The 26,829-nt window shown below is 57.6% G+C and carries 22 protein-coding genes and 4 tRNA genes; 6 read left to right on the top strand and 20 right to left on the bottom strand.

Annotation, left to right across the window (positions count from 1 at the left end; genetic code table 11):
- Nucleotides 1-27: 27 nt before the first annotated feature.
- From prfB to Z947_RS0112070, 3 genes are all read right to left on the bottom strand, one after another.
- Nucleotides 28-1,152 carry a peptide chain release factor 2 gene (gene prfB, locus Z947_RS0112080; protein WP_025044559.1) on the bottom strand — a complete coding sequence of 375 codons (1,125 nt, stop codon included), beginning with the start codon at nt 1,150-1,152 and terminating at the stop codon, nt 28-30.
- 89 nt (nt 1,153-1,241) lie between these two features.
- Nucleotides 1,242-3,794 carry a penicillin-binding protein 1A gene (locus tag Z947_RS0112075; RefSeq protein ID WP_025044558.1) on the bottom strand — a complete coding sequence of 851 codons (2,553 nt, stop codon included), beginning with the start codon at nt 3,792-3,794 and terminating at the stop codon, nt 1,242-1,244.
- Between the two features lie 112 nt (nt 3,795-3,906).
- Complete coding sequence (locus tag Z947_RS0112070; protein ID WP_025044557.1) at nt 3,907-5,121, bottom strand: N-acetylmuramoyl-L-alanine amidase; 1,215 nt, start codon at nt 5,119-5,121, stop codon at nt 3,907-3,909.
- A gap of 206 nt (nt 5,122-5,327) precedes the next feature.
- Between Z947_RS0112070 and Z947_RS0112065 the strand changes: the two genes are divergently transcribed.
- Nucleotides 5,328-5,603, top strand: a complete 276-nt coding sequence (locus tag Z947_RS0112065) for a hypothetical protein (protein WP_025044556.1) — start codon at nt 5,328-5,330, stop codon at nt 5,601-5,603.
- Here Z947_RS0112065 and Z947_RS0112060 read toward each other — a convergent pair whose 3' ends face one another.
- Entirely contained in the window at nt 5,604-6,752 is a 1,149-nt protein-coding gene (locus tag Z947_RS0112060; RefSeq protein ID WP_025044555.1) for a pyridoxal phosphate-dependent aminotransferase, read from the bottom strand.
- Nucleotides 6,753-6,855: 103 nt separating this feature from the next.
- Between Z947_RS0112060 and Z947_RS0112055 the strand changes: the two genes are divergently transcribed.
- Nucleotides 6,856-7,599, top strand: a complete 744-nt coding sequence (locus Z947_RS0112055) for a DsbA family protein (protein ID WP_025044554.1) — start codon at nt 6,856-6,858, stop codon at nt 7,597-7,599.
- Nucleotides 7,600-7,605: 6 nt separating this feature from the next.
- On the opposite strand, the gene Z947_RS0112050 is transcribed toward Z947_RS0112055, so the two are convergent.
- The 5 genes from Z947_RS0112050 to hemA form a co-directional block, all read right to left on the bottom strand.
- A complete protein-coding gene (locus Z947_RS0112050; RefSeq protein ID WP_025044553.1) occupies nt 7,606-8,145 on the bottom strand; it encodes a GIY-YIG nuclease family protein in 540 nt (179 codons plus the stop codon).
- Nucleotides 8,142-9,296, bottom strand: a complete 1,155-nt coding sequence (locus tag Z947_RS0112045) for a DNA cytosine methyltransferase (RefSeq protein ID WP_025044552.1) — start codon at nt 9,294-9,296, stop codon at nt 8,142-8,144. The genes Z947_RS0112050 and Z947_RS0112045 overlap by 4 nt, the downstream gene beginning before the upstream one ends.
- A gap of 50 nt (nt 9,297-9,346) precedes the next feature.
- On the bottom strand, nt 9,347-10,471 hold the full coding sequence (gene ispG / locus Z947_RS0112040; RefSeq protein WP_025044551.1) for a flavodoxin-dependent (E)-4-hydroxy-3-methylbut-2-enyl-diphosphate synthase: 1,125 nt from the start codon (nt 10,469-10,471) through the stop codon (nt 9,347-9,349).
- An 81-nt stretch (nt 10,472-10,552) separates the two neighbouring features.
- Complete coding sequence (locus Z947_RS0112035; RefSeq protein WP_025044550.1) at nt 10,553-11,803, bottom strand: helix-turn-helix domain-containing protein; 1,251 nt, start codon at nt 11,801-11,803, stop codon at nt 10,553-10,555.
- 122 nt (nt 11,804-11,925) lie between these two features.
- Nucleotides 11,926-13,149, bottom strand: a complete 1,224-nt coding sequence (hemA, locus tag Z947_RS0112030) for a 5-aminolevulinate synthase (protein WP_025044549.1) — start codon at nt 13,147-13,149, stop codon at nt 11,926-11,928.
- 225 nt (nt 13,150-13,374) lie between these two features.
- On the opposite strand from hemA, the gene Z947_RS0112025 reads away from it, so the two are divergent.
- Both Z947_RS0112025 and Z947_RS0112020 read left to right on the top strand, forming a co-directional pair.
- A complete protein-coding gene (locus tag Z947_RS0112025) occupies nt 13,375-14,745 on the top strand; it encodes a M20/M25/M40 family metallo-hydrolase (RefSeq protein ID WP_025044548.1) in 1,371 nt (456 codons plus the stop codon).
- Nucleotides 14,746-14,778: 33 nt separating this feature from the next.
- Nucleotides 14,779-15,744, top strand: a complete 966-nt coding sequence (locus tag Z947_RS0112020) for a hypothetical protein (RefSeq protein ID WP_025044547.1) — start codon at nt 14,779-14,781, stop codon at nt 15,742-15,744.
- An 8-nt stretch (nt 15,745-15,752) separates the two neighbouring features.
- Here Z947_RS0112020 and Z947_RS0112015 read toward each other — a convergent pair whose 3' ends face one another.
- From Z947_RS0112015 to tgt, 11 genes are all read right to left on the bottom strand, one after another.
- Nucleotides 15,753-16,709 (bottom strand): DMT family transporter, encoded by a 957-nt coding sequence (locus Z947_RS0112015; RefSeq protein ID WP_025044546.1) that lies wholly within the window; start codon nt 16,707-16,709, stop codon nt 15,753-15,755.
- A 124-nt stretch (nt 16,710-16,833) separates the two neighbouring features.
- A tRNA-Asp gene (locus Z947_RS0112010) sits at nt 16,834-16,910 on the bottom strand.
- Between the two features lie 249 nt (nt 16,911-17,159).
- Nucleotides 17,160-17,236 (bottom strand) — tRNA-Asp (locus tag Z947_RS0112005).
- Between the two features lie 809 nt (nt 17,237-18,045).
- Nucleotides 18,046-18,121 (bottom strand) — tRNA-Val (locus tag Z947_RS0112000).
- Nucleotides 18,122-18,166: 45 nt separating this feature from the next.
- A complete protein-coding gene (locus tag Z947_RS0111995; protein ID WP_025044545.1) occupies nt 18,167-18,730 on the bottom strand; it encodes a histidine phosphatase family protein in 564 nt (187 codons plus the stop codon).
- On the bottom strand, nt 18,727-19,308 hold the full coding sequence (locus Z947_RS0111990) for a histidine phosphatase family protein (RefSeq protein WP_025044544.1): 582 nt from the start codon (nt 19,306-19,308) through the stop codon (nt 18,727-18,729). Before Z947_RS0111990 ends, Z947_RS0111995 begins: the two co-directional genes overlap by 4 nt.
- A 148-nt stretch (nt 19,309-19,456) precedes the next feature.
- Nucleotides 19,457-19,531, bottom strand: a tRNA-Val gene (locus tag Z947_RS0111980).
- Nucleotides 19,532-19,593: 62 nt separating this feature from the next.
- Nucleotides 19,594-20,121 (bottom strand): HU family DNA-binding protein, encoded by a 528-nt coding sequence (locus Z947_RS22375; protein WP_240477533.1) that lies wholly within the window; start codon nt 20,119-20,121, stop codon nt 19,594-19,596.
- Between the two features lie 211 nt (nt 20,122-20,332).
- Nucleotides 20,333-22,744, bottom strand: a complete 2,412-nt coding sequence (lon, locus tag Z947_RS0111970) for an endopeptidase La (protein ID WP_025044542.1) — start codon at nt 22,742-22,744, stop codon at nt 20,333-20,335.
- A gap of 249 nt (nt 22,745-22,993) precedes the next feature.
- Nucleotides 22,994-24,079, bottom strand: a complete 1,086-nt coding sequence (locus Z947_RS21050; protein WP_037938879.1) for an alkene reductase — start codon at nt 24,077-24,079, stop codon at nt 22,994-22,996.
- 256 nt (nt 24,080-24,335) lie between these two features.
- Complete coding sequence (tgt, locus tag Z947_RS0111960; RefSeq protein WP_025044541.1) at nt 24,336-25,463, bottom strand: tRNA guanosine(34) transglycosylase Tgt; 1,128 nt, start codon at nt 25,461-25,463, stop codon at nt 24,336-24,338.
- 113 nt (nt 25,464-25,576) lie between these two features.
- Here tgt and Z947_RS0111955 point away from each other — a divergent pair, with 113 nt between their 5' ends.
- Both Z947_RS0111955 and Z947_RS0111950 read left to right on the top strand, forming a co-directional pair.
- Nucleotides 25,577-26,470 (top strand): SPFH domain-containing protein, encoded by an 894-nt coding sequence (locus Z947_RS0111955; RefSeq protein WP_025044540.1) that lies wholly within the window; start codon nt 25,577-25,579, stop codon nt 26,468-26,470.
- Complete coding sequence (locus tag Z947_RS0111950; protein WP_025044539.1) at nt 26,470-26,745, top strand: NfeD family protein; 276 nt, start codon at nt 26,470-26,472, stop codon at nt 26,743-26,745. Before Z947_RS0111955 ends, Z947_RS0111950 begins: the two co-directional genes overlap by 1 nt.
- Nucleotides 26,746-26,829 lie beyond the last annotated feature (84 nt).

Here is a 26,829-nt window from a genome sequence, read left to right as displayed (position 1 = left end):
TTCAAGGCCCCATTGGCGGGACCGGCGTTAACCGCCCTGCGCTTCCGCACGGCTTTTGCCGCTGACCGCAAGGGCCAGTGTGGCCCCCATCAACCCGTCCAGATCGCCGTCCAACACCCCCTTGGTATCGGAGGTTTCAAAGTTGGTGCGCAAATCCTTAACCATTTGATAGGGTTGCAAGACATACGACCGGATCTGGTTGCCCCAGCCCGCATCGCCCGCACTTTCATGCACCTCGTTGACCAGTGCCGAACGCTTGTCCAACTCCATCTGGTACAGCCGGCTTTTCAAGGCTTTCATCGCAATATCGCGGTTCTGGTGCTGGGATTTCTCGGAAGAGGTCACAACAATGCCGGTCGGATGGTGGGTGATACGCACAGCGGAATCAGTGGTGTTTACGTGCTGCCCGCCTGCCCCGCTGGAGCGATAGGTATCGATGCGAATATCGCTGGGGTTTACTTCGATCTCGATGTTGTCATCGACCACCGGATAGACTTTGACGGAGGTAAAAGAGGTGTGGCGCTTGGCGGCGGAATCAAACGGGCTGATGCGCACCAGCCGGTGCACGCCGCTTTCCGATTTCAGCCAACCATAGGCATTGTGACCCGCGATCTTATAGGTCGCGGATTTAATCCCCGCCTCTTCGCCAGCGCTTTCGGCCTGCAATTCAACCTTATAGCCCTTTTTCTCGGCCCAGCGGACGTACATCCGCGCCAGCATGCTGGCCCAATCGCAGCTTTCTGTACCGCCCGCGCCTGAGTTAATCTCAAGAAAGCTGTCGTTGCCGTCGGCCTCCCCGTCCAGCAGGGCTTCCAGCTCTTTTTGCGCGGCAGTCACGGCCAGCGTTTTCAACGCGGCCTCGGCTTCGGAAATGACTTCTTCGTCCTCTTCCATCTCGCCCATTTCGATCAGGTCGACGTTATCGGCCAACTCCTGTTTGATGCCTTCATAGGTGGCGATTGAATCGACCAAAGCCTGCCGGTCGCGCATCAGTTTTTGCGCCGCATCCGCATCATCCCACAAGTTCGGATCTTCGACGCGGGCGTTAAATTCCTCAAGCCGGTGTTGGGCTGTCTCAACCCCAAGCCGTTGTCCCAGCAATTCCAATGACTTGGAAATCTGTTCTGCGGTATTTTGTGCCTCTGCGCGCATCGGGTTCAAGCCTTTTTTCTATGCTCTATCGACATAGACCAGCGCATCCGCACCTTCAAGCCGTAGGGCGGGGTTAACCCCGCCCCTGATTAGTACAAACCGCCCGAAGACAAGGTGCCAAAGCTGGCCTTTGGTCCGACAATCGCTTTTTTGCCGGTCGAGGTTGTGACCTGTTTGGCGACGCGGTCGACTTCTTCCACCAGTGGCAGGTCCGAGCCCATCGCGAAGCCGCCATCAAAGGTGATGCCAAAGATCGGCTCTTCGCCGGTGCGGAAACATTCTGACACGACATTCGGGCCAGAAGCGCCGGAACTCAGCCGCGCACCAGAAAAGCGGTCGATCTTGATGAACTCGCAGGCTTCGGGCACGCTGAAATCACCGCCGCCATATTTCTTGACCGCTTCGCGCATGAACCGCTGGAACACAGGGCCACACATGCCCCCGCCCGTAGCACCACGCCCCATCGCTCTGGGCTGGTCATAACCGATATAACAACCGGCAACGATATTGCTGGTAAAGCCGACAAACCACACGTCTTTTGCATCATTGGTGGTACCCGTTTTACCGGCTGTCGGCACACCAAGGTTCACCGCCTTGCGCGCTGTACCGCGTTCGACAACGCCGCGCATCATCGACGTGAGCTGATAGGCTGTCACCGGATCCATGACCCGATCGCGGTTGGAAATCACACGCGGCGCAAGACCGGGTTCAAGGCTTGCCAACTGGCAGTCATTACAGATGCGTTCGTCGTGTTTATAAACGGTTTTACCGTAGCGGTCCTGCACACGGTCCACGAGCGTCGGCTGTACCCGTTCGCCCCCGTTTGCAAACATCGCATAGGCGCTGACCATCTTGAACAGCGTGGTTTCCTGCGAGCCAAGCGCGTTCGCCAGAACAGGGGCCAGATTGTCATAAACACCAAAGCGTTCGGCGTAGCTGCCGACAACGCTCATGCCGACCTCTTGTGCCAGACGGATCGTCATCAGGTTACGCGATTGTTCAATACCCGTACGCAGCGGCGTCGGTCCGTAAAACCGGTTTGACGAGTTTTTGGGACGCCAGACCCCTTGCGGCGTGTTGATTTCGATCGGGGCATCCACAACGATGGTGGCGGGGGAATAGCCGCTGTCGAGTGCGGAGGCATAGACGAATGGCTTAAAGCTGGAGCCCGGCTGGCGTTGCGCCTGTGTGGCACGGTTGAATACTGACGCCTGATAGGAAAAACCGCCCTGCATCGCGATCACGCGCCCGGTGTCGACGTCCATAGCGACAAATGCACCCTGCACTTCAGGCACCTGGCGCAAGGTCCAGCGGATGAAACTGCCGTCACTATCCGCTGTCATCCGGCGTACCAGCACCACGTCGCCAACCTCCAAAAGATCACCGGCGACCCGCGCCTTGCGGCCCAATTTGCCGTCTTCCAGAAGTTTACGGGCCCATTGGACGTCTTTGGCAGGGACGAAATGACCATCCGCATCTTCGTCCACGCCTTCAATACCGATGCGGGCATCTGTTTCGCCAATACTCAGCACAACCGCCGGGTACCACTGGTTTTCCAGATCAATGTCGCGCGGCACGCGCAATTCGGCCAAAGCGCTGCGCCAGCTTTCTTCGGTTTCCAACAGCGCGACCGGTATTTTCTGCCCCGTCCCGCGCCAGACACCACGGCCACGGTCGTATTGTTCCAACTGCAGGCGCAGGGAATTTGCCGCTATCGGCTGCATTTCATTGTCGATGGTGGCCCGCACCGTCAGACCACCGGTAAAAAACTCGCCCTCGCCAAAGTTTTCAGACAGCTGCCGGCGGATTTCGTCGGTAAAGTAGTCGCGCGGCGGCAGATCTTTCTTGAAGCTGTCGAAATCACCGTTCTGCACCGAGCGCAGCGGTTGTGCGCGTTCGGTCGCATAGACCTCATCGGAGATATAGCCGTTCTCGTTCATCTCACGCAGCACGAAATTGCGCCGCTGAAGCAGGCGTTCCTTGCGGCGCACCGGATGATAATCCGACGGCGCTTTGGGCAGGGAGGCAAGGAAAGCTGCCTCATGCGGGGCCAGTTCAGCCAGTGTTTTGTTAAAATACGTCTGCGAAGCGGCAGCCACACCATAGGAATTCTGGCCCAGAAAAATCTCGTTCAGGTAGAGTTCCAGAATTTTCTCTTTGTCCAACGCCTCTTCAACGCGGGCGGCAAGGATGATTTCCTTGATCTTGCGCTCCGCACGCCGGTCACCAGATAGCAAAAAGTTCTTCATCACCTGCTGGGTGATCGTCGAGGCCCCGCGCACATCGCGCCCGCGTGTGCGCACCGCATCAAACGCCGCGGCCCCGATCCCGCGCAGATCATAGCCGTCGTGTTCGTAAAAATTCTTGTCCTCAGCCGAAATAAACGCCTGTTTGATCATCGGCGGGATAGTATCGGCCGGCGCAAACAACCGGCGTTCTTTCGCGAATTCGTCGATCAGACGGCCCTGCCCCGAATAAATCCGGCTGATCGTCGGCGGGGTGTATTGCGCAAGACTTTCGTGGCTGGGCAGGTCGCGCCCGTACATCCAAAAGATCGCACCAATGGTCAAGGCCACCATGCCGATGCTCATTGTGACGGTCGTAAAGATACCGCCCAGAAAAGAAAGGATAAATCGGAACACCTGTGCAGACCCTTAAAAATGGCTGTCGTTGCATTTGCTTATAGGGGAACGGCGCGGGATCGTCAAAACCCGGACATGGCGGCAATCGGCTGTTTTTAGCGCAAATTCTTGATTATTGCCGCACCAGCGGCGCGCGGGCTGCGTCATTGTCACGCCAGGTTAGAATCGCCTGTGCGATGCCGTTCACCATCGTGTTGCGCCAGACCGGATCACGCAGGTTCTTCAAATCACGATCCGAGCTCAGAAATCCGACTTCGACCAGTACCGATGGAATGTCTGCGGATTTAAGAACCGAGAACCCCGCTTTGCGCAACGGGCGGCGGTTCATTGGCCCGCCCGCCTGCGCCATGCCGTCGGCCAGCACTCTGGCAAGGGCAAGCGAACGTGGTTCGGTTTCCTGCCGCGCCAGGTCCAGCAAGATACCAGCAACCTGATCATCAGATCCGGTCAAATCCGCCCCCGCGATTATGTCCGATCTGTCATGGCGCGCCGCCAGATGGGCGGTCGCCGCATCGCTCGCCTCTTGGGAGAGCGTATAAACGGTCGCCCCTTTTGCCCCGCCTTGGCGCAAACTGTCCGCGTGCAGGGAAATAAAGATGTCGGCGCGCGCTTGATGGGCGATGGCAACACGCGTTTCAAGCGCGACGAATACGTCTTCGTCACGGATCATCACCACATCCACGTCGTTGCGCAACAGCACCTCGCGCAGGGTGCGGGCAAAGGACAACATCAGGTCTTTTTCAAGCACATCGCCCCGCTCTGCACCGGGGTCGATGCCCCCGTGGCCCGCATCAAGCGCAACAGTAAATCGTTTTTCTTTAAGGCCTTGCGTCTCTGGCGCTTTGGTCAAGGCCTCGGGCCATGCGGGATCAACCGGCGCGCCTGCCTGTGCAGTAAATTCCTCAGGGCTGGCGGTTTTTAGTGCTATTTCCAGCACCGCCTGCCCGCTTGCCGCATCCACCGGCATCCCGACTTCGACGGGCACCATAGGTTCGGACAGGTCAGCCACCAACCGCGACCAGCCCGGACGAAAGGCACCGAAACGCACCGCAGAAATCCGCCCTGCTTGCGGCAGGATCATATCGGGGCGCACCGTGGCCCAGTCCGCTTCCTTGAAATCGACCACCAGCCGCGCGGGGTTCTCCAGCAAAAACACCCGGAACGGCACCCCCTGACTGAGACCGATCTTGATCTCGGTCTTACCGAACCAACCGTCAGATACGCTGGATTTCGCTGGGTCAACACGGGCCAGCGCGCTCAGGTCTTGGGCGGTTGCGGCACTTGCCCACACTCCCAGAAACATTGCCAGATAGAAGAATGCCCGCATCTTTCACCGCTTTGGCTTGTGCCATTTCGCCACCCTTAACACGCCAGATCAGGCCCGCCCAGTCTTTGCATTCCTCCAGATGCCGCGATCCTTCGGTTTTCACAAAAAGGTGCGAAGGTCACAGAAACCGCCCGTTGCGGCCGCATTCCTAACGTCTTTGTCTGAAAAGGTGGCGCAAGGCAGGCACCGAAGAAAGGGCGCTTCGCGTGAACACTTTGACAAAAATTTCCCGTCTGGGGCGTGCGCTACAGTGGTTCACCCCGTTTTGGGTCGCACAATTGCTGCTTTGGGCGGCCTATGTCTGGCTGTTCAACTTCGCCGAGGCGGATGGGCAATCTTTCACCGCGATCTTTTTGTATTTGCTGAAATCATACGGCTGGATCCCCTTTGCTGCGGGGCTTTGCCTGCGTGCTCTGTGCGCCCCCTGGATCGAAACCGCAGGGGGACGAAGCAACGAACCACAACCGGGCGGCACATATTAATCAGCGTGTTCTCGCGGCCATAAAGGTCTTGAGCCGCGCAAGACCTTCGGCGATGTCGGCCGTGCTGCGGGCATAGGAAAACCGCAATGTGGTGGCCCCCCGCTGCGGGTCGAAATCCAAACCCGGTGTTACGGAAACCTGTGCTTTCTCAAGTATTTCTGCAGCAAAGCTCAAGCTGTCCGACGTATGTTCACTGACGTCCGCATAGACATAGAACGCACCGTCAGGTGGTGCGAAACTGGTGAATCCCGCCTCTTTCAACCCGCTTAACATCAAGGCGCGATTGGCACGGTACACATCCATATTGGCCTGAAGTTCGTCGTCACAATCCATCGCCGCAAGGGCAGCGACCTGACTGGCGTGGGGCGCGCAGATGAACATGTTCTGGGCAATCCGTTCCACCACTCGCACGTGATCTTCGGGCACGACCATCCAGCCCACCCGCCAGCCTGTCATCGAAAAATATTTGGAAAACGAATTGATGACATAGCAGTCGTCGGTGACCTCCAGCGCGGTCACGGCTTTTTGATCGTACTCCACGCCGTGATAGATTTCGTCGGAAATGAAGGACGCGCCCTGCGCGGCACAGGCGTCGATCAAGGCCTTCATGGCCGCGTGATCCAACATCGTGCCGGTGGGATTGGCCGGCGAGGCGACCATCAAACCGGCCAGGTCCATATCGGCAAAATCCGCAGGCACCGGTTGCAAACGGTTCTCTAGCGACGTTTGCAAATCGACGGGTGTCAGCGCAAGCGCCCTGAGAATCTGGCGATAACTGGGATAGCCCGGTGCGCCGATACCAACCCGATCGCCGGTGTCGAAAAGTGATGTAAAAGCAAGGATAAAGCCCCCCGAAGACCCCGATGTGACCACCACACGGTTGGGGTCCAGATCGACGTTGTACCATTCGCCATACATCCGCGCGATGCGCGCACGCAGGGCGGGCAGCCCCAAGGCTACGGTATAGCCCAAGGCCCCGTCATCCATCGCGTATTTCAACGCGTCCACCGCGCCCTTCGGGGCGCCTGTTCCCGGTTGGCCGACTTCCATATGGATGATGTGCTGGCCTTCGGCTTCGGCCTTGGCCGCCGCTTGCATCACATCCATCACGATAAAGGGATCAACGGCGGACCGGGTTGAGTTGCGCATGGTCTTGCTCCTGTGTCTGGCCCGTGTTTACTGTGCCTGTGTTTCACTGTGAATGCGTCAAACGTCAAGTTGACGCCGCACTTGCTTAGAAAGGTATCGTGTCATGATGCTTCGTTTTGCCGCCCCGATCGTTGCGGCAGCCCTCGCCCTGCCTGCCACTGCTATGGATTTGACGGAACTGTCAGACGCAGAACGCGCCCAGTTCCGCGCCGAGGTGCGGGCCTATCTGATGGAAAATCCCGAAGTGATCATGGAAGCCGTAGATGCGCTGCGCGAAAAAGAAGCCAACGCACAGGCGCAGGCTGATGTGGATCTGGTCAGCGTCAATGCAGATGCGATTTTCGACGATGGGTATTCTTGGGTCGGTGGCAATCCTGACGGTGACATCACCTTGGTCGAATTTCTGGATTACCGCTGTGGCTATTGCAAAAAGGCCCATGACGAAGTGGCCAAACTGCTGGAGAAAGACGGCAACATCCGCCTGATCGTCAAGGAATTCCCGATATTGGGGGATCAATCCGTGCTGGCATCGCGCTTTGCTGTGGCGGTGAAGCAGGTGGCGGGCGATGATAGCTATAAGGCGATGAACGATGCGCTGATGGCGTTTCGCGGTGACGTAACCCTTGCCTCTCTGCGCCGTATGGCCAGCACATTCGGGCTGGACATGGACGCCATCGAAGCGGTGATGGACAGCGATGCCGTCACGCAGGAAATCGCCGAAACCCGTGCCTTGGCCCAGCGGTTGCAGATTACGGGCACCCCGACTTTTGTCATGAAAGACGAGCTGCTGCGCGGCTATTTGCCTTACGACCAGATGCAAGCCTTGCTGGACGAAAAGCGCGGCTAAGCCGTTTTAAAGAAACGTTTTATGATATTTCACGAGGCGCTGGAAATGCGCCTCGAGCGAGCGTTTCAGGTGGGCGGCATCCTTGACGGTCAGGATGTAATCCACCAGCAGGTTATACTGCTGGATCTGGCGTGGCAGACGTTGTGCGGGATCTAGGCGCAGCTTGCGGTCCGCTTCCTCGATCACCTGAACCTGCTGTTTCTCTGGCCAGACAATGTTTTCGGCCGACCCGCTCAGGCTTTTGCCATTCATCAACCGCTGTTCAGCATCGAAATGCTGAAACACCGCGTCTTCCAACGGTTGCACCTGCGTCACATCCGCTACCGGCCATGCCCAGACATAGGCGATTTCCCAGACATCAATCTGCCGGTTCGCAATCACATCGGAGCGGGCCGAGGTTAAATGGCGACGCACGCGGGTGCGAATGCCATCCACCGATTGCCCGACATAAATCGGCTGCCCGTCCAGATCGCACAGGGCATAAACGCCGATTTCGTTGGTCAAAGCCCCCAGCGCTTTGGAGCGGTATGCCTGCGCGGTGCTCACGCGACATCGCGGCGCAAGGCGGCGTTCAGCAAAGGCTGAAACAGGCTGCGATCAAGATAGCTGACGATGGGCACGGCCACCCCGTCCCCCGCCACCTGATAGGCCTGATTATAGCGTTCGGGCATCTTGAAACGGTCGCTTAACCCCATCAGCCGCGCGACTTCCTTGCTGGACAGCAAGCGTGCGCGGGTTTCATTGCCCTTGATAAACATGATCGTCTGACGCGATGACCCACCCGCAGGGGTGCGCAGACAGCCCGCCAGCCCGTCAAACCGCACCTCGGCGCGTTGCCGGTTCATCCCGCTGACATCAGGGCGGCCGCGTTTATAGAGCATCCCGATTTCGGTCTTGCCAGTGGCGCGCGCTTTCAACACACGCGCCTGACTGGGCTCTGACATCATCGCCAACAGCCGCGAGACCTCTGTTTCCGCCAGCCAAGCGGTATTGGGCGTTTCATCCACGATCTTGCGCAACGACGTGCGGCGCGGCGCGGGCGCATCATGGTGCCACCACACCCAATGCTGGGCAATTTTCTTGGGCAGTTTCGCCACGAAGGACGTCACCTTGTCCGTGTGGAAAACACCACTGGCGGACTTGGTCGTCAGCCCGTCGATCAACACGTCCTGACGCACGCCGATGATAAACAATCGCGGCCTGCTTTGCGGCAGGAATTTTGCCGCATCAATCTCAAGCGCGCCCACGCGATAACCCAACGAAATCAGCATTTCGAGAACCGCGCGCAGGTCGCGCCCGCCATTGCGTGTCATCAATCCGGTAACGTTTTCAAAGGCAATGATACGCGGTGCAAATCCCCGCGCGCCCGCCTGCCCGATCAGCCGTGCCCACTCCATGAACATGCCCGAGCGCGCCCCGTTCAACCCGCGCCCCTTACCCGCAAGCGAGAAGTCCTGACACGGGCTGGAGGCCCAGTAAAGATCAATAAGTTGGGCAAGCGGTTCGACATCAAGCGCAGCAATATCGCCTTCTATCAGATGCTTGGCACCCCAGTTTTGCGCATATGTCGCGCATTTCATCGCGTCGATGTCATTGGCAAGCGCACAGTCCCACGCCTTGCCCAGCCCCGCACGGACCATGCCTGCACCGCAGAAAAACTCGGCATACTTGGGGGGATTTTCGACAGAACCTACCATATCTATGTCTAAACCCGCCCCCTTTGGGTGTCGACTGAAAAACGGCCGGTTTACTCTGCGGCTTGCGCCTTCTGCGCGTCAATTTCTGCTGCGCGCTTTTCGACTTGATCGACGATATGTTCGATCATGTCGGCGTTGTCCTGTTTATGGCTTTGCTTACCTGCCAGATAGACCATTCCCGAACCGGCCCCGCCGCCGGTAAAGCCAACATCGGTCATCAAGGCTTCGCCCGGACCATTCACCACACAGCCGATGATGCTGAGGCTCATCGGGGTTTTGATATGCTCCAGCCGCTGCTCCAGAACTTCGACGGTTTTAATAACGTCAAAGCCCTGACGCGCACAGGAAGGGCAGGAAATAATATTAACGCCGCGATGACGCAGGCCCAGAGATTTCAGGATCTCGAACCCCATCTTCACCTCTTCCACCGGATCGGCGGAAAGGGAGACGCGGATCGTGTCGCCAATGCCCATCCACAACAGGTTGCCCATACCGATGGCCGATTTTACGGTACCGCTGATCAGCCCGCCGGCTTCGGTGATGCCAAGGTGGATCGGCGCATCCGTCGCCTCAGCCAGTTGCTGATAGGCCGCCGCAGCCATAAAGACATCGGAGGCTTTGCAGCTGATCTTGAATTCGTGAAAATCATTGTCTTGCAGGATCTTGATGTGATCCAGACCGCTTTCCACCATCGCATCGGGGCAAGGTTCGCCGTATTTATCCAGCAAGTGCTTTTCAAGGCTGCCGGCATTCACGCCAATACGGATGGAACAATTGTTGTCCCGCGCGGCCTTGATCACTTCTTTAACGCGCTTTTCGTCGCCGATATTGCCGGGATTGATCCGCAAGCAGGCCGCCCCTGCCTCTGCCGCCTCTATCCCGCGTTTGTAGTGGAAATGGATGTCGGCGACGATGGGCACCGACACTTCTGGCACAATCAGTTTCAGCGCCTTGGAGGATGCTTCGTCCGGTACAGAAATCCGCACAATATCTGCACCGGCATCTGCTGCGGCCTGCACCTGTGCAATTGTACCTTTGACGTCTGTAGTCAAAGTGTTGGTCATGGTCTGCACGGTGATCGGCGCATCGCCCCCCACCGGTACATTACCCACCATGATCTGGCGCGATTTTCGACGGTAGATGTTGCGCCACGGACGGATGGAATTAAGCGACATGAAAGCAGCCTTTTAGCAAAGAGCGTTGCTTAGCATCTATCTATTCAAGGGTGTTTTCGCAATGGAGGTCGAGCGCAAAGACTAGTTTGTCTGGCAGGGAATTGCCGCAAGGGTTGCCGGATCAAGGTCGGACTTTGCAAGATCTGCAAACATCCGCGTCAGGGAGGTGTCCACATTGGGGTCAACCGGTTCGTACAATGCAACAAGTGCCTGATTGTCCAAGGGCAGGTTTGACGTGATGCTGCCGCGCGCACCGACAGGTCCGTAACACCCGTCTGCCATCGCGAAATACAGCGCACCGGATTCGCCCGTGCGCAGCATTGGCGGTTCTTCGGTCGCGGGGACATCCCATGTGTCACCCTTGTCCATCACACCCTCAAAGATGACAGTGCCATCCGCCGCGCGCACACGCACCCAGGACGGAAACGCAGCAACCATACGCACCGCAGCTGCGGGACCTTCAACGACCTGCGGCACCGCCGGATTGTCGATGCCTGCTGGCAGGTTTTCGACAGTCAACGCCGCGGTTTGCGGCGCAAGTTCAGGTGCCGCGAAATTGCCCAGTGAACGCGGATCAATTGTTGCAATCGGTGCGTCACGGGCCACCATCAAAGGCACATCAAGCGCCTGAGGACGATACAACCGGTCAAGCGCTTCAACCCGCGGGGTTTCCATCGCGCTTGGCGCATCGGAGGCCACGCTGTTGTCAGGCGTTGCGGTCAATGCCCCCTGAAGCGGATCAAGGTCGGACAGCACCACAGGTGTCTGGTCAACCGGTGCAACCTGCACCCGCTGCACTTCTTGCAAAACGGTATAGCCGCCAAAGCCGATCGCACCGATCAGCGCAACCAGAACCAACATGGACCCGACGGCCCCGGGTTCAATCCGGCTGAACAGGCTGTCGCCAACGGGCGTGAAAGGGGTATTGGGACGCGCAAACAGATCAGCCTCAAGCGGACGGTTCTTGCGCCCTTGCAGATCAGGCTTTTTGATCACGGAGGCATCGGCGGACATGCCGTGCGCCACAGTAAATCCGGATTCAGCACAGAAGGTTGCAAATGCCTTGTCGGGGTTCATGTTCAGGTAGCGCGCATAAGAACGCACATAGCCCGCGATGAAACCAGGTGTGTCGAATGCGTCGGGGTCGGCGTTTTCGATGGCCGCGATATAGGAAGCTTTGATCCGCAGTTCACGTTGAACATCCAGCAACGATTTACCCATCGTCGCCCGCTCACCTCGCATCACGTCGCCGAGACGTAATTCGAAAGCATCAAACCCTTTGGGTTCAGCGAGTTCTTCGTTTTTCGCCTTAGAGGACCAACGCCCGATCATCCCATCGCCCCATCGTTAACTTGCCTGTCACCATTTGCCTGAATCATATTCTTGATTCGGGATATGGTCTGTTCTTTCGTTATCGATAGCACAGTGCAACGCGAAATACGAATTTTACACGCTTAGCCAGCAGCTTCGGCACGATTCAGCGCACAATGCGACCACAAACCGTCCATTGCGCGCACCAGCGCGTCAATTTCGCCAAACTCATGCACCGGCGACGGGGTAAAGCGCAGGCGCTCGGTGCCGCGCGGCACGGTTGGAAAGTTGATCGGCTGGACATAGATGCCGTGATCTTTCAGCAGCATGTCGCTCAACATCTGGGTATGAACCGGATTTCCGACCATTACCGGCACAATATGTGACCCGTGATCGATGATCGGCAGACCCAGCCCCTTGAGCCGGAGTTTCAGCACTTTGGCTTGTTGCTGGTGTTTTTCGCGCAGCTCTGGCGCAGTCTTAAGAAACGCCACAGAAGCCGCCGCCCCCGCCGCAACAGCGGGTGGCAAAGACGTGGTAAAGATGAAGCCCGGCGCATAGGAACGCACTGCGTCACACATCTTGGCCGAGGCGGCGATATAGCCCCCCATCACACCGTATGCTTTGGCAAGCGTGCCATTAATAATGTCGAGCCGGTCCATCAGCCCGTCACGTTCCGCAACCCCTGCCCCGCGTGGGCCGTACATGCCAACGGCATGCACTTCGTCGATATAGGTGAGCGCGCCAAATTCATCCGCCAGATCACACAATGCTTCGATCGGACCGAAATCACCGTCCATGGAATAGATCGATTCAAAGGCAATCACCTTGGGTGCTGCCGGATCGTCCGCTTCCAGCAGTTCGCGCAGATGGGCCACGTCATTATGGCGGAAAATACGTTTCGCGCCGCCGTTACGACGCACCCCTTCGATCATCGACGCATGGTTCAATGCATCGGAATAAATGATCAGACCGGGAAACAGTTTGGGCAGCGTCGAAAGGGTCGCGTCATTGGCGATATAGGCGGATGTAAACAGCAGCGCCTCTTCCTTACCGTGTAAATCGGCCAATTCGGCTTCAAGTCGTTTGTGATACACGGTTGTGCCGGAAATATTGCGGGTGCCACCGGACCCTGCGCCGGTGTTTTGCAGTGCTTCTTCCATCGCTTGCAGCACAACAGGGTTTTGCCCCATGCCAAGATAGTCGTTGCCACACCAGACAGTGATGTCCTGTTCTGAGCCATCGGGGCGCGTCCACACCGCGTGAGGGAATTGGCCGTTGCGCCGCTCGATGTCGATAAAGGTCCGGTAACGGCCCTCTTCGTGCAAGCGCGCAATCGCCTCGTCCAGTTTCGCGGTATAGTCCATGCGCATCTCCGATCAGCAGCTTTGGGCAGACGTCTTGATTGCCACAACATATTGTAAGAGACGAATATAGAAAATCCTCTCTCAGTTCAATGTCATATAGATGCACGGTTTGTCGCAGCTTTGATCTATGTCAAACGCAGGTTCCTGCAGTGACGGGCAAGGCCACTGGACACCCAAGTTTTGCCTGATACGGTCCCCCAGAAACATGAGATACAGGAGTCCCCCATGTCCCTAGACGACGTTCTGTCCCGGATCGACGACGATCTGCCCGAAGCCACCGACCGCCTGCTTGATCTGCTGCGAATCCCGTCTATTTCGACCGATCCGGCCTATAAAGCGGACTGCGATCGTGCCGCTGACTGGCTGGTGCGCGAACTGTCCGAAATGGGGGTGGACACCAGCAAACGTGCGACACCGGGCCATCCGATGGTTGTCGGTCATCTGGGCGACAGCGGTCCGCATCTCTTGTTTTACGGTCACTATGACGTGCAGCCGGTCGATCCGCTGGACCTGTGGGACAATGATCCTTTTGATCCGCAAATCGAGGACACCGCCAAAGGCAAAGTTATTCGCGGGCGCGGATCGTCCGATGACAAGGGTCAGTTGATGACCTTTATCGAAGCGTTGCGGGCATGGAAAACCGTCAAAGGCGACTGGCCCTGCCGCATCACTTTTTTCCTTGAAGGGGAAGAAGAATCCGGTTCGCCATCATTGGTGCCTTTCATGAAGGAAAACGCAGACGAGTTGAAAACCGACATCGCGCTGATCTGCGACACGGGACTGTTCGAATCAAAAACCCCTGCCATCGTCACCATGTTGCGCGGTTTACTGGGCGAAGAGCTGACCATCACTGCGCCGTCACTTGATCTGCATTCGGGCATGTATGGCGGCATTGCGATGAACCCCGTGCGCGTCCTGTCCAAAGTGATCGCCGCCTTGCACGATGACACCGGTCGCATCACCATCCCCAATTTTTATGACGGTGTGCCGGAGCTTTCCGACGATCTGGAAGCGCAGTGGCAGGGCTTGGCCTTTGACCACCAGAAATTCCTGAGCGATGTCGGGCTGTCGACGCCAGCGGGCGAACAGGACCGCACCCCGCTTGAAATGATCTGGTCGCGCCCGACTTGCGAGGTGAACGGCATCTGGGGCGGCTATACCGGCGACGGGTTCAAAACTGTGCTGCCCTCCAAAGCGAGCGCGAAGATCAGTTTCCGCCTTGTCGGCACGCAAGATCCGTTGGCGATCCGCGAGAATTTCCGTGCGATGGTGACCGACATGCTGCCGCCGGATTGCGAGGTCAGTTTCAGTGGGCATGGTGCCAGTGCTGCCTCGGGTGCGGATTTCTCCGGCCCGATGTTCGAACAGGCGCGCAAGGCCCTGACCGACGAATGGCAAGTGCCTGCGGCCTATGTCGGTTGTGGCGGGTCCATCCCGATTGCAGGTCACTTCCAGAAAATTCTGGGCACCGAACCCATGTTGATCGGCTTTGGCAAGGATGACGATGCCCTGCACTCCCCCAACGAAAAATATGACATGGAAAGCTTCCACAAGGGCATCCGGTCCTGGGCGCGGATACTTGAGGCGCTGACGTGATCCGCAACATCTGTCAGGGGAGATAGATAAGACATGCCGGTGCGACGCGCCATTCTGGCCCTGACGGCCGCGGCTGTCCTTGGTTCGGGGGCGGCACCGGTTGCACTGGCATGTGCCTTTCACGGCTATACCCCTGATCCGACGCTGGTTGATGTCCTGTTGGCCACCGAAGAGGTCGTGATTGCCCGCGTAGAACAAGGCGGGCGCGCATTCGCGCCGGCAGAGACACTTGCCGGTCCGCAAGTGACACAGATTGCCCTGCGCCCCTCCGCGCAAACCCGTATTGCTGCACAGCATAATGCGGATCTGTTGGTGCTGCTAGCGCGCGATGGCAGTTACGGGCCATGGCAGGAAGTGACACCGCTTGAAGGGGCGATGGGCGGGGTCATGCGCGCCGTCCTGTCCCGGCACGCGGCATGGCAAAGCGGGGATCTGCGCCCACGCGTCGCCTTCTTTGCGCGCCATCTCAATGCATCTGCTCCTGCTCTGCGCCGTCTTGCCCTGCGCGAAATGGACCGCGCGGATTACGCAACGCTGCGCAAATCCTCCTTGCCGCGTGTCGCAGGTCTTCGACAGGATTTGAGACAGGACGACGACGCGCTCCGCCCCATCCGCATCCTGCTGGCCGGCCTATCCGGCGACCGCAGCTTTGTGCCGCTGCTGTCTGAAGCGCTCGCCAAGGGGGTTGAAACGGGCAAACCCTATTTGGGAGCTTACGCCACAGCCTTGATTGAACTGGATGGCGCTCGCGGCGTCGAACACATCGTTGCGCGCTACCTATCCGATCCGGACCTTGCCTTTGATCAACGGGAAAAGCTGGTGCAGGCTTTGGCTCTGCAATACCGCGTCGCCCCTGCCGGCGTGCGGCGCAGCATCGCACGCGATGTCGCCCGTCTGTCCCGTCAGGATGCCGGTTTCGCGCAAAGCGCCACACGCCAGTTCGGCAGTGCGAACCGCTTTAACCCGTCTCCTGCTGTTGGCGGTGCCACCGACCGGTAAGGTCCGTTTCAGGCGGGGCGGTTCACCTTGATTCGTCCCTCGCGCAGAAAGATATAGACGCCCGACGCAATGACGATGGCAGCGCCTGCCAGTACTGTCGTTGCGGGCCATTCGCCAAAAATCGTCCAGCCCCAGAACAGAGAGAAAATCAGCAGAATATATTCGAACGGGGCCACCACCGATGCGTGGCTCAGCCTGTAGGCCTGTGTCATCAGGTACCCAACGATGGCAGAAAGCACTCCAAGGCCGAGAATCGGCAGAACATCGGCGCTTGCGGGCCAGACCCAGGCGCGCAGCAGGAACTGCACCGACGGGTTGCTGTCAGGCGTCACAAAACGCCCGTCACCCGCGACCAGATAGACCACAGCACTGACCGAGATGAATGCAAGCTGCATGTGCAGCGCCAATGCCGATGCACGGCTGGTCTGCCCCAGTTTACGCGTCAGCACCGACATCCCCGCATAGAAAGCGGCCGCGACGACCGGCAGAACGACAACCCAGCCATAGCCCCCCTCGCCCGCCATCATTTGGGGGGCCATCATGACCATGACCCCGACAAACCCCACGCCAATCGCCGCAAACCTGCGCGGTCCAACGATTTCGCCCAAAACCGGAATCGACAGAAGCGTCACAAACAGAGGCGCGACAAAGTAGATGGCCGTAGCAGTAGCCAGTGGAAGCGACGCGATTGCAGCATATAGCGCGGTATTGGCAATCAGAATGAACACTGCGCGGGTGGCATGCAGCACCCAGCGCCCCGTGTTTAAAAGCTTAAAACCGCCCTCCGCCATCAGCAAGGCCACGGTGAAACCGATCGCCACAACCGACCGCAGCATGATGAGCTGGTGCAGCGGATACCCCCCTGAAAGGGATTTCACCAACATATCGTTAACCGAAATGAAAAACATCCCGCCTAACATGCAAAAGATACCAAGGCGGGTCGGGCTGATGGAGGATATACTCATGCCCCCTCATACGCCCATGTTGCGGGCAATGTCAGGGCTGATTTCACCTTCGGAAAATGACCGGAGCTTCCGGCGCTGTAAAACGAAAAAAGGGCCCTCAAAGAGGACCCTTATTCGGCAGCGGTGGCGCGGTTGACGGGACTCGAACCCGCGACCCCCGGCGTGACAGGCCGGTACTCTAACCAACTGAGCTACAACCGCCCGCTGCGAACTTCGAAGTTACCTACGAAGCGTTTGGACGTCATATGGCCGTGCTGCGCAGCCGTCAAGAGCTTGTCCCCGCAGTAAATGAATGAAATGCAAAATTTGTGAGACTGTCGCCAGAATCTAGTGGATTACCGGAAGGCACAGCGCAGCATTTCAGTAGGCAAAGACCTGATTCGCCACGCGCCAAACCCACCGAAAGATCGGTAGGTAAGGCGCAGATTTTATTGATAAATCTAGCAGCGGTGGCGCGGTTGACGGGACTCGAACCCGCGACCCCCGGCGTGACAGGCCGGTACTCTAACCAACTGAGCTACAACCGCCCACTGCAAGCTTCGAAGTTACCCTCAAAGCGTTTGGACGTCATATGGGCGACGGTCCCAAGCGTCAAGACAGAAATACGCGCGAAGTGCGGAAAAACGAATTCCGCCCCTTTCATGTCGAGAGGTGCGCGTTATCAGCGGTCCGGCATCGGTATCTTGTAGGGCCGTTTTGATGAGTCCTAGGTGCAAATGGGATCCGTACGTCACGATGACAGTTTGCATGTCGTCGGCGGCCTAAAGGAATCACTTTGAGCGATCGCCTCCGCGTAGCGGCCCCGGTTGCGGGCCAATCTAACAGACAAAGATCACGCAGCCTCAACCCAAGAGCGAAGAATCCGGCAGCAAACACACCTCAAAAGAATATCAAAATGAGTATATCAACCCCGAGTAGATCGGACGCCATTATCCAGCGGATACCTGTTCAAAAAGGCTAGTTTGGTAAATGAAACTGCATTAAATTTCGAGCATTACACAGCGCTACAATTTCGACCTCAACTATTTTTATCAAAACCGCGGGTGCACTATGCTACGCATTTTATGTCTGTTCGGCATTCACTTCCGACAAGAAGATCGGGATTCCCCTAATATGATCTGCAAAACCTGCGGTCATAAGAAGCCGCTTTGGAACGAGGGCAGCAAACCCAAACGGACCGCCCGCTAGACCTTAGCTGCGGAATTGGTGAACCATTCGCTAATACCGGCAAAATCCCAAATCTATCCCCTACACACCACGTAGCTCATGATGGACCTATAAACGAAAATGACGCCGACAGTTTAAGCCGCCGCAACAAACTTCAAACGGGAGAATATGGTGGGTCGTGAGAGGCTCGAACTCCCGACATCTTCGGTGTAAACGAAGCGCTCTACCAACTGAGCTAACGACCCGCCGTGCGCGTCTCTTAGCCCAAGGAGCACGGGAGCTTCAAGCCCCTAAGTGAGCCTTTTTTGCTCTGCGTCGTTTAAAAAGAAAACAACGCCCTGCCCGCCTTCAATTTCACGCAATGCACCAAGGGGTCTGCCCGTTATAATCAGGCGCAACATGCGCGATGTGATGCCATGGGTGATCAAAACCGACGGCTGTTTAAGGCTTTTCAGGAATCGCAGGCAACGGGCATTCAGCGCGGCGAATCCCTCTCCCTCGGGGGCGCGTTCATAAAGGTCGAAACCGTCACGCGCACCAGATTCGGCCATAACCTCACTTCGGACCCGCCCGGCCCATGCACCAAGACCGATTTCGCTAAGTGCGGGATCGGTTGTAATCGGTGAAAGCTGTCCCGCAACCGCGATTCTAGCCGTTTCATAAGCCCTGCCCTGCGGGCTGCTGATCGCAGCAAAGCGATGCAAATCCTGCGATCTCAGAATGCGGTTCTGCGCCTGCGCTTGTTGGCGGCCCAGTTCGGTCAGCTTAGAATCAAACCGTCCCTGCAAGCGCCCTGCCGCATTCCACTCGGTTTCCCCATGACGCAGAATATATAAAGGTGGAAAGGCGCTCATTGCCGAGCGTCCAGCAAAGTTTCGTACCCGTTCTCAAGCACATAAACGCAACCCTGATCGTTGGATAGATGCCCGGCAGTTTCCATATCCAGCCCGCGCACCTGGGCCCGCATCACCTGCCCCCAAAGCCCGTGCGCCACGACGACCGTCGGCCCCGTCAGGTCATCCAGAAAAGACTGGATACGGGCCAGAAATGCAGCCAGCCCCTCGCCCCCGACGGCTTTCTCGTAGATTGCCAAAGCGCTGGGACGCTGCTGTGCCCAATCACCACTCTCCGCAAGGATGTCTTCTCGTAGCCGCCCTTGCCAATCGCCGGCGTGAATTTCCATCAACCGGTCATCATAACTGCAAGCGGCACCCGCCAAAGCGATCTGTGCCGTCTGGCGTGTTCGCCCCAGCGGTGAAACGTAAATATCAGGTTTCTGCGCCAACACAGGTGCGATTATAGCCGCCTGCCGGTGGGCATCCGCAATGCCCTGTTCGGTAAGCGGCGAATCCAACTGGCCCTGCAAGCGATAGGCCTTGTTCCATTCCGTTTGCCCGTGCCGCAGAAACCAGATTTTCGGGTAATTTGCCATCGCGACCGCTCCTGTTAGATCAACCCGCAATACCCCAACCCCATGCCCTTGGTGAAGAGCGCGCGTGCAAAATCCATTTCGCCGCCGTTCAGGTTCACCGCGGCTGACAAACCGTGCCGCGATCGGACCATTGGGGATTTACACAAGGTGGTGGGTGATAAGAGATTTGAACTCCTGACATCTTCGATGTGAACGAAGCGCTCTACCACTGAGCTAATCACCCGTTCGGCAGGGGTTAGCCGTTGGCGCAGCACCTTGCAAGGGGTGCTGCGCATTTCCGAATGTCTAAATGTCGGATTGGTCGGTGGCGTCTTGCGAGGTGGATTGTTGCGGTGGAGTCGACTGGCGGATCTTGGCCACGACAATCCGTCCGTTCGACAGTTTTTTCTCGCGCCGGATTTTCATCCGCCCCATCGGCGGCAGGTTCAATTCGCGATTATCACCAATGGCTTCGCCCAGAACGCTAAGCATCATTTCAACGACCGGTTTGACGTCTTTCTTCTTCATACCTGAGCGTTCGACAACAGTGTCGATCAGTTCTTTCTTGCGCATCATCGGCCCGACAATCACCGGCTGTGGCGCATCCACGACACGGGGTTCTGCCTGTTTTGCGGGGGCCGGTGCGGACCCGTCCAGCGCAGAGGTCGGTGCGCCAGAAGATGCCGCAGGTTTTGCAACAGAGGTTTCAGGAACTGCGGCTTCGGTTACTGCGGGTTTAGCTGTTGCGGCCTTGGTCTTGGCGGCGGCCTTTGGCGTTTTCGACGCTTTGGCGGCACTGGCCGGCTTTGCTGGTTTACTCGATGCAGTACTCACGAAAATCTCACTCTTGATTGTTTCTTGCCTGCGAACAGTCTAGCCCGTCTTGCCAGAATTATCTAGCGTTCCTTGGCGCGCGTGGCGGTTTGCGTTTGAAATCAACTGGTTGTGCCTAAGTTTACAGCCTCCCGGCCCGTTGTCCTTTTCACAACGAAAAACGCCCCGGACGAACCGGGGCGTTTTGATCTTTCCTGTCACAGAAAACCGCTTAATGCGCGGTCGGCGCTGCGCCGGCTGCGGTGCGCGCGGCAAGGGCTGCCGCTGCCGCCGCATCTTCCGCGGCCTGATCCCATTCGATGGGTTCGGGCTTGGACACAAGCGCATGTTCCAACACTTCCGACACATGCTCGACCGGGATAATCTTGAGCCCCTGCTTCACGTTGTCGGGGATATCCGCCAGATCCTTTTCGTTCTCTTTCGGGATCAAAACGGTGGTGATCCCACCGCGCAACGCTGCCAGCAGTTTCTCTTTCAAACCACCAATCGGCATCGCATTGCCGCGCAGCGACACTTCGCCCGTCATTGCGATGTCCTTGCGCACAGGGATGCGCGTCAGCACCGAAACAATCGACGTCACCATTGCCAGACCGGCTGACGGACCGTCCTTTGGCGTGGCACCATCAGGCACGTGAACGTGAATGTCCAACGTGTCAAAGCTTGGCGGTTTCACACCGATCTGAGGCGATATAGAACGCACGTAGCTAGAGGCGGCGTCGATGCTTTCTTTCATCACATCGCCCAGCTTACCTGTGGTCTTCATTCGGCCCTTGCCCGGCAGGCGCAGCGCCTCGATGTGCAGCAATTCGCCGCCGACCGACGTGTAGGCCAAACCAGTGACAACACCGATCTGGTTTTCCTCTTCGGCCAACCCATAGCGGTGTTTGCGCACCCCAAGAAAATCATCAAGGTTGTCGCCGGTTACTGTGACGCTTTCGGCCTCTTTCTTGACGATCTTGGTCAGCGATTTGCGGGTGACCTTGGCGATCTCGCGCTCAAGGTTACGCACACCGGCCTCGCGGGTGTAATAGCGGATCATGCCCTGCAACGCAGAATCCTCGATCTTGAATTCTTTCGACTTCAAGCCGTGGTTCTTGATCTGCTTGGACACCAGATGCTGTTTCGCGATCTCCAGCTTTTCATCCTCGGTGTAGCCGGACAGCGGAATAATCTCCATCCGGTCCAAAAGTGGCCCCGGCATGTTATAGCTGTTCGACGTGGTCAGGAACATCACGTTGCTAAGATCGTATTCGACCTCAAGATAGTGATCCACAAAGGTGGAGTTTTGTTCCGGATCAAGCACTTCGAGCATCGCAGATGCGGGATCCCCACGGAAATCCTGACCCATCTTGTCGATCTCGTCGAGCAGGATCAGCGGGTTCGTGGTTTTCGCCTTTTTCAGCGCTTGAATGATCTTACCGGGCATAGACCCGATATAGGTCCGGCGGTGACCGCGGATCTCGGATTCATCACGTACCCCACCCAGCGAGATGCGGATAAATTCGCGTCCCGTTGCCTTGGCCACTGATTTCCCAAGCGACGTTTTACCCACACCGGGAGGGCCGACCAAGCACATGATCGGGCCTTTCATCTTGGAGGACCGCTGCTGCACCGCAAGATACTCGACAATCCGCTCTTTGACCTTTTCCAAGCCATAGTGATCGCCGTCCAGCACCTCTTGGGCTTTGCCAAGATTCTTTTTCACGCGCGACTTTACGCCCCACGGGATCGACAACATCCAATCCAGATAATTGCGCACCACAGTTGCTTCAGCAGACATCGGGCTCATGTTCTTGAGCTTTTTGATCTCAGCATCCGCTTTTTCGCGGGCTTCCTTGCTCAGCTTGGTCGCGGCGATTTTCTCTTCAAGTTCGGCAACTTCGTTCTTGCCGTCCTCGCCGTCGCCCAACTCTTGCTGGATCGCTTTCATCTGTTCGTTCAGATAATACTCGCGCTGCGTCCGCTCCATCTGGGTTTTTACCCGCGTCTTGATCTTTTTCTCGACCTGCAACACGGACATTTCGCCCTGCATCAGACCGTAAACTTTCTCAAGCCGCTCGGAGACACTGAGGGTCTCAAGCAGGTCTTGCTTTTGTTCGACTTCGATACCCAGATGCCCCGCGACCAGATCGGCCAAACGTGCCGGTTCGGCAGTTTCGCCCACGGCCGTCAGCGCCTCGTCGGGTACGTTTTTCTTGACCTTGGCATAGCGTTCAAATTCGTCGCCCACAGAACGCAAAAGCGCTTCGGTTGTGGCGGCGTCGCCGGGCATTTCGGTCAGATATTCTGCCCGCGCTTCAAAGAAGCTGTCGTTTTCAAGATATTCGGTGATGCGCACGCGCGCCTGTCCTTCGACCAGCACTTTTACCGTGCCATCGGGCAGTTTCAGCAGCTGCAGCACATTGGCCAGCACGCCCGCTTTAAAGATGCCATCGGCCTGCGGGTCGTCTTCGCCCGGGTCGATCTGGCTGGACAGCAGGATCTGCTTGTCATCCGCCATCACCTCTTCCAAGGCGCGTACGGATTTTTCACGGCCGACAAAGAGCGGCACAATCATATGGGGAAACACCACGATATCGCGCAGTGGCAACACCGGATAAGAGGCGTTCAATGGGTCTAACATGCTCAATTCCTTATATAGCAAGACAGTTCCGGTCCCTTTAAAAGGCAACCAATGCCGTCTCCCGTTCTGGACCGATATGTAGATGCGGTCCGCTTGTTTCAATCCCCGTTACCTGGGGTTCGCTGCATAATCACCTGCAAAAGCCAGAGGTGCAACCGTGGTTTGCGCCTCAATTAAGGGAAATTAAGCCGGTGCAGCAGCTGTGCCTGCCGCTGTCACGGCAAGCCCAATTTTATCGCGATCCGAGGTCTAGCTGTCCAAGGTGGGATAATCGGTGAAGCCTTCACGTCCCCCACCATAATAGGTTTTGCTATCGCCCTCGTTCAGCGGCGCATCCTGTTTGAAACGCGCGACCAGATCGGGGTTGGCAATATACGGACGTCCGATTGCAATCATATCCGCATGCCCGCTTTGCGCCGCGTCCAGCGCCATATCGCGGTCGTAGCCGTTGTTAACCATATAGGCCCCGTCAAACAGCGCCCGCAGCGCTTGCAGGTCCTCGCCTTCGGCCAGCGTGCGCGTCCCGCCTGTCGTGCCCTCCACGAGATGCAGATAGGCCAGCCCGAACCGGTTCAGCCCTTTAATCACATATTCAAAGGTTTCTTGCGCGTTGGCATCCGTGATCCCGTTCACCGGAGAGAACGGCGACAGGCGAATGCCGGTGCGCTGTGCACCGATGGCATCGGTCACACCGGCCATCACTTCCATCAACAGACGCGCACGGTTCTCAAGGCTTCCGCCGTATGCATCCTCGCGCTTGTTCGCGCCGGTCTTCAGGAACTGGTCCAGCAAGTATCCGTTGGCGGCGTGCACTTCGACACCGTCAAACCCCGCGCGCATCGCCATCTCGGCGGCATGGGCATAATCGTAAACGATCCGCTCCATTTCAGCGACATCCAGCGCACGCGGTGTCGATGTCGCCTCAAACCCGTTGGTTGTAAAGGTTTTCACGTCTGCGTTCAGGGCCGAGGGCGCAACAGGCGCCTGCCCGTTCGGCTGCAGGGACGTGTGGCTGATCCGCCCCACATGCCACAGCTGGATTACGATCTTGCCGCCCTTTGCATGCACAGCATCCGTCACCTTGCGCCATGCAGCGACCTGGCCGTCTGTGTAGATACCCGGCGTCTGGAAGTATCCCTTGCCTTCTGCGCTGATCTGCGCGGCTTCGGTAATCAGCAAGCCGGCGCTGGCGCGTTGACTGTAATAATCAACGTGCATGTCGCTGACTTCGCCGGTGTCATTATCTGCACGGTTGCGCGTCAGCGGCGCCATGGCGATGCGGTTTGCTGCCTCAATTGCGCCCAGCGTGACCGGGGTGAACAGTTTCTCTGTCATGGTCTAGATGCTTTCTTATTCATTGCGGTTGGACCTGACCTAATCGCCTGCCCTCGCCAGACAAGCCCCAGAACCGCAGGTCTTAACATTCCGTCGCCGGTTGCAAACGATGGTTTTCAAACACATAACCCGATTTCGCCGCTGCGTTGGAACAGCCGTTCCGGTACGCGCCATGAATAGGGTCGCCGCAAACCGCAATTCGCGCCCCCTACGAGAGACAGCGTTCTTTTTTACGCCTGATACAAGTGATGACGCATCAGAGCGGATCGATGTCCCCTTGCGCGCGCCCCGCGTGAAAGTCCCGTTCCCAAGCCTCAAACGTCCCTGCCGCAATCGCTGTGCGCATACCGTCCATGATGTCCTGAAAGTAGCGCAGATTGTGCCATGTCAGCAGCATCCCCGAGATCATTTCCTGACTGCGGAACACATGGTGGAGATAGGCCCGCGAATATTTCGTGCAGGCCGGACAGGCGCAGTTTTCGTCCAAGGGGCGCGGATCATCCGCATGCCGTGCGTTCTTGATGTTCAATACACCTGCCCGCGTGAACACCTGCCCGGTACGTCCCGAACGCGATGGCAGGACGCAATCCATCATGTCGATGCCGCGTTTCACAGCCCCCACAATATCATCGGGCTTGCCCACGCCCATCAGATAGCGCGGCTTGTCCTCGGGCAGTTGGTCCGGCGCGTAATCCAGACAGCCAAACATGGCTTCCTGCCCTTCGCCCACGGCCAGACCACCCACTGCGTAGCCGTCAAAACCGATCTCACGCAGCGCTTCTGCCGATTGTCCGCGCAAATCCTGTTCTAACCCGCCCTGCTGGATGCCAAAAAGCGCGTGGCCGGGACGATCGCCAAACGCTTCTTTGGACCGCTTGGCCCACCGCATCGACAATTCCATGCTGGTGGCAATGCGATCGCGATCCGCAGGCAGCGCCGGACATTCGTCGAAACACATCACGATGTCAGAGCCCAGCAATGCCTGTATCTCCATCGACCGTTCCGGCGTGATCTCGTGCTTGGACCCGTCGATATGGCTTTTGAAGGTAACACCCCGTTCCGTCAGCTTGCGCAAATCCGCCAGCGACATCACCTGAAACCCGCCTGAATCCGTCAGGATCGGCTTGTCCCAGTTCATGAATTTATGCAGCCCGCCCAAACGCGCAATCCGTTCAGCCGTGGGCCGCAACATCAGGTGATAGGTATTGCCCAGCAGGATATCTGCCCCTGTCGCCGCAACGCTTTCGGGCATCATCGCCTTGACCGTCGCCGCTGTGCCCACGGGCATGAACGCAGGTGTGCGGATGTCGCCACGTGTGGTGTGGATCACGCCAGTGCGTGCCTTGCCGTCTTGGGCGTGTTTTTCAAAGGTGATGCGGGACATTTCGGGCTACTCCTTGTCGCTGGTGCAGGGGGTAAACCACCACAGTAAAACTTGCAATCAGCCCCGATTATCCCCACATATAGCGTAGCATTTCGTGAAAAAGGATAGTGATTGTGGATATTGAAGCGCTGATCATCGGCATTCTGGAAAACAACCTTGCGTGGCTGTTGCTGGCAGCCCTTGTTGTGATCTTGATTGTGAAATCGGTCAAGATTGTTCCGCAGTCAGAACAGCACGTTGTGGAACGCTTTGGCCGCCTGCGCGCCGTGCTTGGGCCGGGCATCAACATGATCGTGCCATTCATCGACCGCATCGCACATAAAATCTCCATCCTTGAACGCCAACTCCCCACTGCATCCCAAGACGCGATTACCCGCGACAACGTACTCACACAGGTCGATACTTCAGTGTTCTACCGCATCACCGAACCGGAAAAGACTGTTTACCGTATCCGTGACGTCGATAGCGCCATCTCGACGACCGTCGCAGGTATCGTGCGCGCCGAGATCGGCAAAATGGATCTGGATGAGGTTCAGGCGAACCGCAATTCGCTGATCGACACGATCAAGGCGACTGTGGAACAGGCGGTAGACGACTGGGGCATCGAAGTGACCCGCGCCGAAATTCTGGACGTGAACCTTGATGCCGCGACCCGCGCCGCGATGATGCAGCAGCTCAACGCGGAACGTGCGCGCCGTGCGCAGGTGACGGAGGCCGAAGGCTCCAAACGTGCGGTTGAACTGGCGGCTGACGCAGAACTTTACGCGTCCGAGCAAACCGCCAAGGCGCGCCGCGTTCTGGCCGAAGCCGAAGCTTACGCCACACAAGTGGTCGCCGTTGCCATCAACGAAAACGGGATTGAAGCGGCGCAATACCAGATTGCCCTGAAACAGGTCGAAGCCGTTGGCGCGATGAGCAGCGGTGACGGCAACCAGACGGTGATCGTTCCGGCCGAAGCGGTTGCCGCCTTTGGCGATGCCTTCAAATTGCTGAAAGGGCGCGGATGATGGCCGATTATCTCACGCTGTGGTGGGTCTGGATCTGTATCGCCCTTGCGCTTGGGGTGGTTGAACTGCTGGCCCCCGGTTTCATTTTCCTGGGCTTTGCCATTGGCGCTGTGATCATGGCGGGCATCGTCGCGTTGATCAGCCTTAGCAACATCCCGGCCCTTCTGGCCCTGTTTGCTGTGCTGTCCCTGATCGCGTGGATTGCCCTTAAGGCGGCGTTCCGCCGACAGTCCAGCGGTGCCCGCATCGTCACCCGCGATATCAACGAAAACTAACGCCGGTTAACTGTTGCATTGACCCTCCGACAGGCCAGTCTTTGGTTGAGATCATACCGGTTGGCTGTTAGGTCCGGCACTTGA

The sequence above is a fragment of the Sulfitobacter geojensis genome, from assembly GCF_000622325.1.
GTDB lineage: Bacteria > Pseudomonadota > Alphaproteobacteria > Rhodobacterales > Rhodobacteraceae > Sulfitobacter > Sulfitobacter geojensis.
The sequence above is the reverse complement of the archived record's forward strand: the minus strand, read 5'-3'. Positions and strand labels throughout refer to the sequence as shown.